Raw genomic sequence first — 12,474 nt, 5'->3', positions numbered from 1 at the left:
AGCCCGGCGCAGGCGTGAGCCCGGCGCAGGCGTGAGCCCGGCGCAGGCGTGAGCCCGGCGGGCCGGGACGTGCGAAGGGGCCCCGTCCGGTGTGGACGGGGCCCCTCCGCGTGCGTCAGCTCGTCAGAGCGCGCGCACCTGGTCGGCCTGCGGGCCCTTCTGGCCCTGGGTCACCTCGAACTCCACGCGCTGGTTCTCCTCGAGCGAGCGGTAGCCGCTACCGGTGATCGCCGAGTAGTGCACGAAGACGTCGGGGCCCCCGCCGTCCTGCTCGATGAAGCCGAAGCCCTTCTCGGCGTTGAACCACTTGACGGTGCCCTGAGCCATGCTGTTCTCCATTGTCGTGCCGGTCGGTATTCAGAGCCGCCTTCTGCGGCTCCGGGCTGAGTGGGTTCGCCACTCTGCTCCCGGCCGTATACCGAGTGCAGATGACGCCCGCAACACACTCCGCGGGCGTACGAAACGATCGAGGAGCTGCGCTAGCTGCAGCCGGTTGGACGCTAGCACAGCAACCGGGTGCGCGCGAGGGTCTCTTCGACGCCCCGTAGTCGGCCGTGAGCGGTTGCCGGGGGCACGTTCACGGTGCGATTACCCTGTGTGACGTCATGACTCCATCGGGGTCACGGCTGTCGCGAGATCGTGACCCATCGTGGAGATCCGGGCCCCTTTTACCACCAACTGCGCCGGAGTTCCCGTCGTGCGCTAAAGCGGCCTGCAGGTCGGCCCGAACGAACCATCGTGACTACTCCCCCCGCCGTTACGCGCAACGTCCGCCGGACCGGCGTGCGCCTGAGCGCCCTCGCCACCGCAGGCGCCCTCCTCGCCGTCCCCGCCACCGCCCAGGTCGCCTCCGCGGCCACGACCACCACCACCACCACCGTGGCGAAGGACGCCTTCGGTGGCGCCGTCGCCCCGCTCGGCACCGCCGACATCGGCGGCACGTGGCGGAGCAAGGCGCCGGCCGGTGGCTCGATGCGCGAGGGCGGCAACCAGCTCGCCGTCTCCACCGTGCCCCGCGGCGGGTCCTACGCGGCCGCCCTCCCCTCGGTGTACTCCCGCGACGTCACCGTGCGGTACGGCATGAAGCTGCCGAGCATCGGCTCCGCCCGCATCGGCCTCTTCGAGAGCACCCAGCTGCGCCTGCAGGGCGACGGCGACCGCTACAGCTCCACGGTCGTCGTGGGTGCGGGCGGTGAGCTCGACCTGAAGCTGGACCGCGTCGTCGACGGGGTGACCACCGCCCTCGCCCGCGCGGACCTCGGCGTCAGGGCCGCCTCGGGTGCGTGGCTCAACGTCCAGACCAAGGTCACCGGCACCGGCCCGGTGACGGTGCAGGCGCGCGTCTGGCGGGCGGGGACCACCGCTCCCGACTGGCAGGTCGTCGCCACGGACACCAGCGCCCAGGCCATCAGGACCTCCGGCGCCGTGGGGCTGGACGGTTACCTGTCCGGCTCGGGGACGCCCACCTCCGTCGCCTTCAACGACTTCACCGCGACCGTCCAGACCACCACCACCAGCACGACCACCCCCACGCCGACGCCGACCCCCACGCCGACGCCGACCCCCACGCCGACGCCGACGCCGACGCCGACCCCCACGCCGACGCCGACGCCGACGCCGACCCCGACCACCAGCACCCCGCCGGGCCTGCCCGTGCTGCAGCAGGTCACCACCAACGGGTTCAAGCACCCGGGCATCGTCAACAGCGTCGGCTCCCTGGAGCAGGCGCGCGCCGCGGCGCTCGCCGGCAAGGCCCCCTACAAGGCGGCCTACGACAAGGTCCGCAGCGCCCGCTACGCCAGCCTGAGCTGGACCCCCAAGCCCGTCGCCTCCGTCGCCTGCGGGTCCGCGGCCGACATCGGCTGCGCCGCCGAGACCGACGACGCGCAGGCCGCGTACACCCACGCCCTGCTGTGGTACTACACCGGCAACAAGGCGCACGCCGACAAGGCCAAGCAGATCCTCAACGCCTGGTCCGCCGTGCTCAAGGAGCACAAGTTCGACACCTCCGGCCTCGCCAACGGCCTGCTGCAGGCCGCCTGGGGCGCCGAGACCTTCACCAAGGCCGCCGAGCTCGTCCGCTACAGCGGCGCCGGCTGGGCCGCCGCCGACGTCACGCGCTTCGAGAACATGCTGAAGACCGCCTTCCTGCCGCGCGTCGTCGACGGCTGGAAGGCCGGCGGGGCCAACTGGCAGCTCTCGATGGCCGAGGCGACGATGAACATCGGCGTCTTCACCAACGACCGCGCGGTGTACGACAACGGCGTGGGCGACTGGCGCAGCCAGGTCCGCGGCCACCTCTACCTGGCCTCCGACGGCCCCCAGCCGATCGTCCCGGCCAACACCACGGTCATCCCCTCCTACCTGAAGACCTACTGGCGCAACCCGAGCAGCTACGTCAGCGGTCTGCAGCAGGAGACCTGCCGCGACGCGAGCCACATGGCGTTCTTCTTCGCCTCCGCGCTGGCGGGTGCCGAGACGGCGCGCGCCCAGGGCCTGGACCTGTTCGGCGAGGAGCGCACCCGCCTCGTGACCGGCATGGAGTACAACGCCCGCTTCATCAACAACCCCTCCGCCTCCGGCTGGGTCTGCCCCAAGCCCCCCGCCCTCGGCGGCACCGGCTACACGCTGACCTGGGGCATCGGCTACAACCACTACGCCGGCCGGCTGGGCATCGCCATGCCGGAGACCAAGAAGCTGCTGGAGAAGATCCGCCCCACCGGCACCGGGCTCCACATGAACTGGGAGACCCTGACCCACGGCGGTCTGTGACCCCCGGCTCGTCCTGATCGAACGCCCAGAGGCGGCGGCCACCCCCGGTGGCCGCCGCCTCCGGGCGTTGCGGGGCCACCTTCTCGCCGGCCCCCGCCAGGGTTATGCTCCGTGACGACGAGGCTACAGGGGGTTGGGCGGGCCGTGTCACGGCCTCCTGGGCACCGACCAGGATCCGGGGAAGCCGATGAGGCACGACGAAACCCGTCCCCTACCGTCGAAGGTCCGGCGTGCACGCGCCGCCGCGGTCGCGGCCGCCGCGCTGCTGGTCCAGCCGGCCCTGTCCGCCGCACCCGCGGGGGCGGCCCTGCCGCCCTCGACCACGCCGACGGTGTCCGCCGACGTGCTGCCCACCGTGCAGGTGAACGGTGTCGTCTGGGCGCAGACCGTCGTCGGCAACACCGTCTACGCGACCGGTGAGTTCACCTCCGCCCGCCCGGCCGGGGCCCCGGCGGGCACCGGGGAGGTCCCGCGGCGCAACATCCTGGCCTACGACGTGCGCACCGGGGCCCTGATCCCGTCCTGGGCGCCCACGCTGAACGCCAAGGGCCTGGTCGTCACCGCGTCCCCCGACGGCAGGCGCATCTACGTCGGGGGCAACTTCACCGAGGTCAGCGGCACCACGCACAACCGCGTCGTCGCCCTCGACGCGGCCACCGGGGCGGTGGTCACGTCCTTCCGCGCCGGCGTGAACTACCGCGTCCGCGCCATCGCGGCGGTCGGCTCCACCGTCTACATCGGGGGTGCCTTCGCCTCGGCCAACAACCGGGCGCGCGCCCGGCTGGCGGCGTTCCGCGCCTCCGACGGCGGCCTGCTGGACTGGGCGCCCAGCGCGGACCAGGAGGTCTTCGCGATGGTGGCCCCGGCCGGCGGGGGCAAGCTCGTCGTGGGCGGCCGCTTCGCCACCCTCAACGGCCAGCAGAACCGCGGTACCGGCGCCCTGGACCTCACCTCGGGCGCCACGCTGCCCTGGCCGGCCAACGCCACCGTCTACGACTACGGCCCCGACGCCGCCGTCTACAGCCTGTCCACCGACGGCACCCGGGTCTTCGGGACCGGGTACAAGTTCGGCGGCACCGGGAACCTGGAGAACGCCTTCGCCGCCGACGCCGCGACCGGGAACCTGTTGTGGGTCAACGGCTGCGCCGGGGACACGTACTCCTCCTCCCCGCTCGGCGGGGTGCTCTACACCGTCGGGCACGCGCACAACTGCAGCATGATCGGCGGACACCCGGAGACGGATCCGCGGACCTTCCAGCGCGCCCAGGCGTTCACGGTGTCGCCCCCCGCCGGTCAGCGGAACTCGCACGGCACCTTCGCCGGCCGGCCGGCCGCCCAGATCCTGCAGTGGCTGCCCGACCCCGCGGTCGGCACCTACACGGGGCAGAACCAGGCCGCGTGGAGCGTGGCGGCCGGTGGGAGCTACGTCGTGCTCGGTGGGGAGTTCCCCACGGTGAACGGCACCCGGCAGCAGGGCCTGGTGCGTTTCGCGGTGCGCCCGGTGGCGCCGAACGACCAGGGGCCCCGGGAGGCCGTGGCCACCCCCACCCTCACGTCGCCCGGGCCGGGGCGGGTGACGGCGACGGTCCGGGCCGGCTGGGACCGCGACGACCGGACGCTGCGGTACGAGCTGCTGCGCGCCGGCACCAGCGCGAACCCGGTGGCCACGGCCTCGGTGAACTCCGCGTGGTGGGACCGCCCGACGGTCGCGCTGACCGATCCGGCGGCGCCCGCCGGCGCGCAGACCTACCGCGTCCGCGTGCGCGACGCGTGGGGCAACGTCGTGACCAGCCCGGCGGCCACGATCGCCGTCGCGGCGGCCGCGGCCCCCGGCGCCCCCGCGGTGGAGGCCCCCGCGGTGGAGGCCCCCGCGCTGGAGGCCCCCGTCGTCGCGCCCCCCGCCCCGGGGGCCACCAGGCCGCCGGCCGCGGCCCGCCCGCACAACCCCTGGCGGGGGCGCGTCTCACCCGTCGTGGGCGCCTCGCGCCGGCCGTTCGCGCCGTTCGGCGGTGAGGCGCGCTTCAGCGAGGGGCTCGTCGTGGAGGTCACCCGCACCGAGCCGGTGTGGCTGGCCGGCCGGGGGCCGGGGGAGGTGGCCGGCCCCGGCGTCGCGGTGGTCGTCGAGCTGCGCAACCGGTCCGCGGACCCGGTCGACCTCGCCGGCATCACCGTCAACGCCGCGCAGCGCGACGGACGGCCGGCCGATGCGAGCGACGCCGCGCCCGCGAGCCGGCCCACCGGGGTCCTGCAGCCCGGGGCCACCGCGAGCGGGACGTGGGCCTTCGGCGTGGCCCGGCGCGGCGAGGCGCTCTCCCTGGAGATCACGTCGGTGAGCTCGGCGGACGTGGTGCGCATCCGCTGACGCCTCCGACCGGACCGCGCGCCGGCGGCCGCCCGGAGCCGGAGAGTCACCAATTAGTCACGAAGCCACACGTCCGGCCCACCGTTCCCCTACGCTCGCCCAGCAAGCGGTCTTCGGGGGGAGGACCGTGGTGCGCGGAGGAGTTGTGCGATGGCCGGGCTCGGTGACACCCGACAGCCTCTCGGGGGCGGGCAGGGGCTGCCCGGCGACGGGCGGTACGCGCAGCACCCGTTGCGGATCGCGATGGTGGGCACGCGCGGCGTCCCGGCCAGGTACGGCGGTTTCGAGACCTGCGTGGAGGAGGTCGGCGTCCGGCTCGCCAAGCGCGGCCACGACGTCACGGTGTACTGCCGCCGGCCCCGCTCCGGCGACGACGAGCAGCCCCGGGTCCACCGGGGCATGCGGCTCGTGCACCTGCCGGCCGTGCGCAAGCGCTCCCTCGAGACGCTGAGCCACACCGCGCTGTCCGTCGCCCACCTCGCGGCGCACCCGGTCGACGTGGCCCTGGTGTTCAACTCGGCCAACGCGCCCCTGCTGCCCGCGGTCCGGGCCCGGCGCATCCCCGTCGCCACGCACGTCGACGGCCTCGAGTGGCAGCGCGCCAAGTGGGGACCGACCGGTCAGCGCTACTACCGCCGCGCCGAGGCCCTCGCCGTCCGCTGGTCCCACGCGCTGATCGCCGACGCCGTGGGCATCGCCGACTACTACCGCCAGCGGTTCGGCGTCGACACCACCCTGCTGTCCTACGGGGCGCCGATCGTCGACGGGGGAGGCGACGCCGCGGCGCTGGCCGCGATCGGGCTGCAGCCGCGCGGGTACCACCTCGCGGTCGCGCGCTTCGAGCCGGAGAACCACCTCGACGTGGTCGTCGAGGGGTACGTCGCGAGCGGGGCGCGCAAGCCGCTCGTCGTCGTCGGGTCGGCCCCCTACTCGGACGCGTACACCGCGCACGTGCGCTCCCTCGGCGACGACCGGGTGCGCTTCCTCGGCGGCGTGTGGGACCAGTACCTCCTCGACCAGCTCTACGCCGGGTCGTTCACCTACCTGCACGGGCACTCGGTCGGCGGCACCAACCCCTCGCTGCTGCGCGCCATCGGCGCCTCGGCCTCGCCGCTGCTCTACGACGTGGGTTTCAACCGCGAGGTCGCCGCCGACGCCGGGCGGTACTGGAGCACGGCGCAGGACGTGCGCGACCTCGTCGAGGCCGCGGAGGCGGACCCGGCGGGCACCGCCGGGCGCGGCCGCGCCGCCCGGCACCGCGCGACGCTGTACGACTGGGACGACGTGGCGGACGGTTACGAGCAGCTCTGCCTGCGCCTGGCGGCGCGCGGAGCACCGCGGGCCGGCGGGCCCCCGGGTGCGCGACCGCGGTCGCCGGAGCACGAGGAAGGTGGTAGGTCGTCATGAGTGGTGGATCCCCGCGGAACCGGTGCGCCCGCCACCGCGAGCGGCACCGCAACCCCCTGGTGCGCGCCGCCGGCCCCGGCGCCGCCCTGACCGCGCTCGTGCTCGTCGCCGCCTGCTCGCCCGGCGACAGCGTGGCGACGGTCGCCGCGCCCGCCCCCACCGCGGTCCCGTCGACGGCGACCCCGTCGGCGGCCCCGGTGGTCCCCGGCGCCGACCCGCTCGCGGCGGCGGCACCCCGCGGGAAGCCGTCACCGCCGAGGTACGCGGTGCCCGGCGCGGGCTCCCGCCGCCGCGCCGCGGTGCCCCCCGGCCGGGAGGCCGTCACCGCCGAGGGGTTCGCGGCCCGCGTGACGTCCACCGAGGAGGTGCAGCTGACGGCGCTGAACCCCGGTGAGGTCGCGGGCCCCGGCGTGGCCGTGCACATCGACTTCCGCAACGGCTCGACGTCCCCGGTGGACCTCGACGGCGTCACCGTGACCGCCTCCACCCGCAACGGCACACCGGCGCCGGGCAGCGACGTGCCGCCCCAGAGCCTGCCCACCGGCCTCCTGCAGCCGGGCGGCACGGCCACCGGCACGTACGTCTTCCAGCTCGCCCGGGGCAACGCCCGCACGATGATCGTGGAGATCACCACCATCAGCTCCCCGGACGTCCTCGTCGTCAGGGGCTGAGCCGCAGCCGCGGCGGCGAGCCCGCCGCACCGAGAACCGCTGAACCGCCGGCCGGCGGGAGAACATCGGAGAGCACCATGGTCCTCGCGCCCACGTCCCGACGCACGACGTCCCGCGCCCTCGCCGGCGCGCTCGTCGCGGTGCTCGCCGTCCTCGGGGTGAACTCCGTCGCCGTGACCGCGCGGGCCGCCGACGTACCGCAGACCGTGACCGCCGACGTGCTGCCCACCGTGCAGGTCGACGGCGTCGTCTGGGCGCAGGTCACGGTCGGGAACACCGTCTACGTGACGGGCAAGTTCCAGAACGCCCGGCCCGCCGGCGCCGCACCGGGCACGGAGCAGGTGCCGCGCTCGAACATCCTCGCCTACGACCTGACGACCGGGGACCTCATCACCTCCTGGGCGCCGTCCCTCAACAGCGACGGGCAGGGCATCACCGCCTCACCGGACGGCTCGCGCATCTACGTGGTGGGCAACTTCACCAGCGTCAGCGGGGTCAACCGCTACCGCATCGCGGCGCTCGACGCGCGGACCGGCGCCGTGATCACCGGTTTCAACGCCGGCCTGAACTACCGGGCCAAGACCGTGCTCGCCCTGGGGGGCACCGTCTACGTGGGCGGGCAGTTCGCCATCGCGAACAACACCGCGCGCACCCGCTTCGCGGCCTTCCGCGCCACCGACGGCGGGTTGCTGCCGTGGGCCCCGACCGCCGACGACGAGGTCTTCTCCATCGTCTCCCCGGACGGCAGCCGCATCGTCGCCGGTGGCCGCTTCACGACCGTCAACGGCGAGGCCAACTACGGCATGGCGGCGGTGGACGCCGTCACCGGCGCCACGCTGCCGTGGGCGGCGACGACCGTCGTGCGCAACGCCGGGCCGAACGCGGCCATCAACAACCTCGCCACGGACGGCGTGCAGGTCTACGGCACCGGCTACGCGTACGGCTCCGGCGGCAACCTCGAGGGCAGCTTCGCCGCCGACGCCGTGACGGGGCAGGTGACGTGGGTGACCGGCTGCCGCGGGGACGCGTACTCGGTGAAACCGATCGGCGGCGTCGTCTACTCCGTGGGACACCCGCACAACTGCGCCGGGATCGGGGGCTGGCCGCAGGAGGACCCGTGGACGTTCCAGCGCGCGATGGCCACCACCACCGACGCGCGCCGGACCAACACCGCGACCTGGTTCAACGGCCGGCCGGCGCCGGAGCTGCTGAACTGGTGGCCCGCCCTGGACGTGGGCACCTTCACCGGGCAGTCGCAGGCCGCCTGGTCGGTCACCGGCAACGACCGGTACGTCTCCCTGGCCGGGGAGTTCCCCCGCGTCAACAACGTCCCGCAGCAGGGCATCGTCCGCATGGCCGTCCGCCCGGTCGCGCCCGCGCAGGCCGGACCGCGCTACTCCGCGGAGATGACACCGCAGCTGGACGCGCTGCCCAACGGGTCCGTCCGCATCCGCTGGCGCAGCACGTGGGACTACGAGAGCCGGGACCTGGAGTACCGCGTCGTGCGCGACGGCGACACCGCCGTGCCGGTCCGCACCCTGACGGCGGCCTCGACCTGGTGGGACCGCCCCTCGGTCACGGTCGTCGACAGCGGGGTGCAGCCGGGGACGACGCACACCTACCGCGTGTACGCCTACGACGCCGACGGCAACTCCACCAACGGCGGCCTCGCGACGGTCACGGCGGCGGCCGCGGGCGGGGCCAGCGCCTACTCCGCCGCCGTCCTCGCCGACGGCGCGAGCAGCTACTGGCCCCTGGGGACGGGCAGCCCGTCCCCCGACTGGGCCGGTGGCGACGACCTGGCGCTCGACGCGTCGGTGACCGCCAGCGGCGAGCGGGCCGTCACCGCCGACCCCGGCAGCGCGTCCGCCTTCGCCGGCACGGGCACGGTGCCGGCCGCCACCGGCACGGCCCGCCCCGCACCGCAGGTCTTCTCCGTCGAGGCGTGGATCAGGACGACCACCACCCGCGGCGGCAAGATCATCGGGTTCGGCACCTCGCGCACCGGGAGCAGCCCCGGCTACGACCGGCACGTCTACATGCGCAACGACGGCCGCCTCGTCTTCGGCGTGAACTCCGGCGGCACCCGCGTCGTCACCAGCGCCGGCCCGTACAACGACGGCGCGTGGCACCACGTCGTCGCCAGCCTCAGCGGTGCCGGGATGGTGCTGTACGTCGACGGGGTGGAGGTCGCCCGCAGCGCGACCACGACGAGCGCGCAGGCGCTGACCGGCTACTGGCGGGTCGGCGGGGACAACCTGAGCGGCTGGCCGAACCGCCCCACCGCCAACGCCTTCGCCGGCCTCGTCGACGAGGTGGCCGTCTACCCCGCGGCGCTGAGCGCGGCCACCGTGCGGGACCACTTCACCCGGGCGACGACCGCCCCGGTCAACCAGGCACCGCAGGCGGCGTTCACGTCGACGGCGCAGGACCTGGTGGTCGCGTTCGACGCCTCGGCCTCCACCGACCCCGACGGGACGGTGCAGGGATACGCGTGGGACTTCGGCGACGGCGGCACCGGCACGGGCAGCACCCCCTCCCACCCCTACGCCGCGCCCGGCACCTACCCGGTGCGGCTGACCGTCACCGACGACGACGGCGCGACGGCCTCGGTGACCCGGGACGTCACCGTGACGGTGACCGACCCGGCCGTGGTCGCCGCCGACCCCTTCGAGCGCACCGCGACCGGCGGCTGGGGCAGCGCCGACACCGGTGGGGCGTGGTCGGTGTCCGGGGGCGCCGCGAACTTCTCCGTCGCCGGCGGCACCGGGCGCATCCAGGTCCCGAAGGCCGGTGGCACGTCGACGGCCCTGCTGACCGGCGCCACCGCCGACGACACCGACCTGCGCTACTCGGTCGCGGTGGACGCCGCCGCCACCGGCGGTGGCGTCTACCTGACGACGATCGGCCGCCGCGTGGGCGCCGCCGACGACTACCGGGTCGTCACCCGGCTGCTGGCCGACGGCAGGGTCAACCTGTCCGCGGTGCGGCGCGCCGGTGGGGCCGAGACGTCGCTGCGGGCGCTGACGGTGGCGGGGCTCACCCACGAGGCCGGCGCCCGCCTGCAGGTACGGGTGCAGGTGACGGGCACCGCCCCGACGGCCGTGCGCGCCAAGGTCTGGCGCGAGGGGACCACCGAGCCCGCCGCCTGGCAGGTGGACGTCACCGACACCACCGCGGCGCTGCAGGCCCCCGGCGGCATCGGCCTCGCCGTCTACCTCTCCGGCAGCTCCACCACCGTCCCGGTCACGGCGTCCTACGACGACCTGCTGGCGCGGCGCGGGCAGCAGGGATGAGGCCCGCCACGACCGGCCCGGCCGCCGGGGGGACCGGCCGGGCGGCCGAGGGGGGACGAGCGCTGCGGGTCTTCGTGACCCATCCCGGCGCGAGCCTCTACGGCTCGGACCGGATGCTGCTGGAGGCCGTGCGGGGCATGGCGGCCGCCGGCCTGGAACCGGTGCTGTGCGTACCCGGGCCCGGGCCCCTCGTGGACGAGGTCGCAAGCTGGGGGGTGCCCGTGGAGATCTGCCCCGTCCCGGTGCTGCGCAAGTCGGCGCTGTCCCCCCGCGGGGCGCTGCGCCTGCTCGGGACGTCCGCCCGCTCCCTGCTGCGCGGGGCCGCGGCGCTGCGGCGCACCCGCCCGGACGTGGTCTACGTGAGCACCGTGACCACGCCCTCCTGGGTCCTGCTGGCCAGGGCGATGGGGCTGCCCGTCGTCTGCCACGTCCACGAGGCCGAGAGCGGCGTCCGGCCCGCCGTCCAGCGCGTGCTGACCTCCCCGCTGCTCGCCGCCTCCACCCTGCTGGTGAACAGCCGCTTCGCGCTGGAGGTGCTGCTGCGGTCCTGGCCGCAGCTGTCCGGCCGCGCCGGCGTGGTGCTCAACGGCGTGGCCGGGCCACCGGCGGGGACACCCGCGCCGCGGCGGCCCGGGGAACCGGCCCGCGTCCTCTACGTCGGGCGCCTCTCCGAGCGCAAGGGCGTCCTCGTGGCGCTGGAGGCGGTGGAGTCCCTGGTGCGCAGCGGCGCGGACGTCCACCTCGACCTCGTGGGGGACGTGTTCGCCGAGCACGCGGAGTTCGCCGACCGCCTGCGCGAGCGCACCCGCGCCCTCGAGCGCGCGGGGCGGGTCACCCTGCACGGGTTCGAGGACGACGTGTGGCCCCACCTGGCCTCCTGCGACGTGCTCGTGGTGCCGTCCGTGCTGCCCGAGCCCTTCGGGAACACCGCCGTGGAGGGCGTCCTCGCCGGGCGCCCGGTGGTGGCCAGCGACATCGGGGGGCTGCCGGAGGCGCTGGAGGGTTACCGCAGCGCCCGCCTGGTGCCCGCCGGCGACGCCACCGCCCTGGCGCTGGCGATCCGGGACGTCGTCGCGGACCTGCCGGACCTGGCGGTCCTCGCGGTGCAGGACGCCCGGGCGGCCGCCGAGCGGCACGCCCCCCGCGGTTTCCAGCGCGCCGTCGTCGAGCAGCTGCTGGCGGTGGCCCGGTGACCTCCGTCGTCGTCGCGGTGCTGACCTACCGCCGGCCGGACGACCTGGCGGCGCTGCTGCCCGAGGTGCTCCGCCAGGTGGACGACGCCCCCCTGCCCGCCCGTCTCCTCGTCGTCGACAACGACCCGGCCGGCGGCGCCCGCGACCTCGTGGCGGCGGTCACCGGGGGACGGGCGGCCTACGCCCACGAACCGCGCCCCGGGATCGCCGCAGCGCGCAACCGGGCGCTGGACGAGGCCGCGGGCGACGACGTGCTCGTGTTCCTCGACGACGACGAGCGCCCGGGTGGGCGGTGGCTGCGCGACCTGCTGGACACCCGGGCCGCGACGGGCGCCGCCGGCGTGGTGGGGCCGGTCGTGTCGGACTTCGCGGCCCCGCTGGACCCGTGGATCGCCGCGGGCGGGTTCTTCGACCGCCGCCGGCTCCCCACCGGCACGCAGGTGGCGGTGGCGGCGACCAACAACCTGCTGCTGGACCTGCGCCGGGTGCGTGCCAGCGGTGTGCGCTTCGACGAGCGGTTCGGCCTGAGCGGGGGTTCGGACACCCTCTTCACCCGGCAGCTCGTCGCCGCCGGCCTGCGCCTGGTCTGGTGCGACGAGGCCGTCGTCACCGACGTGGTCCCCGCGCACCGGGCCACCCGGGGCTGGGTGCTGCGGCGGGCGCTGCGCAGCGGCAACGGGTGGAGCCGCACCGCGCAGGCGCTCAGGGCGCCGGGCGCCGCGCGGGCGAGGACGCGCGTGGTGCTCACCGCCCGCCGCGGGGTCCGCGGCCTC

Annotated in this window: 8 protein-coding genes; 7 read left to right on the top strand and 1 reads right to left on the bottom strand. The window is 75.4% G+C overall.

From position 1 onward, the window contains the following. Nucleotides 1-123: 123 nt before the first annotated feature. Nucleotides 124-327, bottom strand: coding sequence for a cold-shock protein (locus tag ABEB16_RS00180; protein WP_345710260.1), 204 nt, complete (start codon nucleotides 325-327; stop codon nucleotides 124-126). 411 nt (nucleotides 328-738) lie between these two features. Between ABEB16_RS00180 and ABEB16_RS00175 the strand changes: the two genes are divergently transcribed. The 7 genes from ABEB16_RS00175 to ABEB16_RS00145 all read left to right on the top strand — a co-directional run. Next, complete coding sequence (locus tag ABEB16_RS00175; protein WP_345710259.1) at nucleotides 739-2,772, top strand: alginate lyase family protein; 2,034 nt, start codon at nucleotides 739-741, stop codon at nucleotides 2,770-2,772. Nucleotides 2,773-2,959: 187 nt separating this feature from the next. After that, on the top strand, nucleotides 2,960-5,134 hold the full coding sequence (locus ABEB16_RS00170) for a hypothetical protein (protein ID WP_345710258.1): 2,175 nt from the start codon (nucleotides 2,960-2,962) through the stop codon (nucleotides 5,132-5,134). A gap of 150 nt (nucleotides 5,135-5,284) precedes the next feature. Next, nucleotides 5,285-6,541, top strand: coding sequence for a DUF1972 domain-containing protein (locus ABEB16_RS00165; RefSeq protein WP_425560058.1), 1,257 nt, complete (start codon nucleotides 5,285-5,287; stop codon nucleotides 6,539-6,541). After that, nucleotides 6,538-7,212 carry a hypothetical protein gene (locus ABEB16_RS00160; protein WP_345710257.1) on the top strand — a complete coding sequence of 225 codons (675 nt, stop codon included), beginning with the start codon at nucleotides 6,538-6,540 and terminating at the stop codon, nucleotides 7,210-7,212. The genes ABEB16_RS00165 and ABEB16_RS00160 overlap by 4 nt, the downstream gene beginning before the upstream one ends. Before the next feature lie 77 nt (nucleotides 7,213-7,289). Continuing rightward, entirely contained in the window at nucleotides 7,290-10,508 is a 3,219-nt protein-coding gene (locus tag ABEB16_RS00155; RefSeq protein ID WP_345710256.1) for a LamG-like jellyroll fold domain-containing protein, read from the top strand. Further along, nucleotides 10,505-11,701: a glycosyltransferase gene (locus ABEB16_RS00150; RefSeq protein ID WP_345710255.1), complete on the top strand. Its 1,197-nt coding sequence runs from the start codon at nucleotides 10,505-10,507 to the stop codon at nucleotides 11,699-11,701. The genes ABEB16_RS00155 and ABEB16_RS00150 overlap by 4 nt, the downstream gene beginning before the upstream one ends. After that, on the top strand, nucleotides 11,698-12,474 hold a 777-nt coding region (locus ABEB16_RS00145), incomplete at its 3' end, for a glycosyltransferase family 2 protein (RefSeq protein WP_345710254.1). The genes ABEB16_RS00150 and ABEB16_RS00145, both read left to right, overlap by 4 nt.

This window comes from Kineococcus glutinatus, assembly GCF_039542765.1.
GTDB classification, from domain to species: domain Bacteria; phylum Actinomycetota; class Actinomycetes; order Actinomycetales; family Kineococcaceae; genus Kineococcus_A; species Kineococcus_A glutinatus.
This window is presented reverse-complemented; position numbering and strand designations above follow the sequence as displayed.

What these genes read in the sequence shown, in the direction of transcription:
- ABEB16_RS00150 (WP_345710255.1), top strand. Translation starts at nt 10,505, where the DNA reads ATGAGGCCCGCCACGACCGGCCCGGCCGCCGGGGGGACCGGCCGGGCG.
- ABEB16_RS00160 (WP_345710257.1), top strand. Translation starts at nt 6,538, where the DNA reads ATGAGTGGTGGATCCCCGCGGAACCGGTGCGCCCGCCACCGCGAGCGG.
- ABEB16_RS00155 (WP_345710256.1), top strand. Translation starts at nt 7,290, where the DNA reads ATGGTCCTCGCGCCCACGTCCCGACGCACGACGTCCCGCGCCCTCGCC.
- ABEB16_RS00180 (WP_345710260.1), bottom strand. Translation starts at nt 327, where the DNA reads ATGGCTCAGGGCACCGTCAAGTGGTTCAACGCCGAGAAGGGCTTCGGC.
- ABEB16_RS00170 (WP_345710258.1), top strand. Translation starts at nt 2,960, where the DNA reads ATGAGGCACGACGAAACCCGTCCCCTACCGTCGAAGGTCCGGCGTGCA.
- ABEB16_RS00165 (WP_425560058.1), top strand. Translation starts at nt 5,285, where the DNA reads ATGGCCGGGCTCGGTGACACCCGACAGCCTCTCGGGGGCGGGCAGGGG.